This is a genomic window from Frankia sp. CgJB1 (genome assembly GCF_977947065.1).
The window spans coordinates 1-859 of record NZ_CDWTNB010000198.1; the positions used below are offsets into that span (position 1 = coordinate 1).

General features: G+C 62.2%; 2 protein-coding genes. One reads left to right on the top strand and one right to left on the bottom strand.

Annotated features, from left to right (window positions below; genetic code table 11):
- Window positions 1-3: 3 nt before the first annotated feature.
- Complete coding sequence (locus AC08OT_RS17680) at window positions 4-195, bottom strand: helix-turn-helix domain-containing protein (RefSeq protein ID WP_476594184.1); 192 nt, start codon at window positions 193-195, stop codon at window positions 4-6.
- A gap of 110 nt (window positions 196-305) precedes the next feature.
- Between AC08OT_RS17680 and AC08OT_RS17685 the strand changes: the two genes are divergently transcribed.
- On the top strand, window positions 306-859 hold a 554-nt coding region (locus AC08OT_RS17685), incomplete at its 3' end, for an IS3 family transposase (RefSeq protein WP_476603059.1).

The following is an 859-nucleotide window of genomic DNA, read 5'->3' on the forward strand; positions in this document are numbered from 1 at the left end:
ATCCTAGGCTCGCAGAGCCTCAATCCCGCCGTCGCAGTACTGCTGCGCCCACGAGAACACCGCCGCCCGGCTGAAGCCCAGTGCCTTTGCTAACTCGTCGGCGTTGGCGCCGTCGTCAATAATCTGGCGCGCCACGCGAATCCTGATTGTTTCCAGTGTTCCGTGGTCAATTTTCCGACCGTCGAGCTTCCGCATGCAATGATTAAATCATGCCGAGTCGCACTTTGTCCAGATACTTTCGTTCTCCTTAGTACTACGCCTGAAAGAACCGCGGACCGTCGAAACGCGAGCAGGACGACATCACCTTGCCCACGAAGATCCGGGCGATTTTCGACGCGCACCACGGCCGGTACGGCGTGCGGCAGATCTTCGCCGACCTCCGCCGCCAGGGCGTCCGGGTCGCCTACAAGCGGGTCCAGCGGCTAATGGCCCAGCTGGGCCTGGTCAGCGTGCACCCGCGGCCCCGCAGGCACCTCACGACCGTCCAGGCCGCCGAGCCCTCGTCGCTGCCCGACCTCGTCGGCCGGGACTTCACCGCGAAGAGGCCAAATGAATTGTGGTACGGCGACATAACATATGTGCGCACCGGAGAAGGCTGGTGCTATGTCGCCTCGGTGATCGACGCATTCTCGCGGAAAGTCGTCGGCTGGGCCGTCGACAACCACATGCGCGCCGGCCTGGTCCTCGACGCGTTACGCATGGCAATCTTCCATCGGCGACCGCCCAAGGAAGTGATCTTCCATGCCGGCCGCGGCAGCCAGTACACCAGCTACGACTTCGTCGAGTTCTGCAAGAAGAACAAGATCAGGAATTCGGTCGGGCGGACCGGTATATGTTTTGACAACGCCGCCGCGGAATC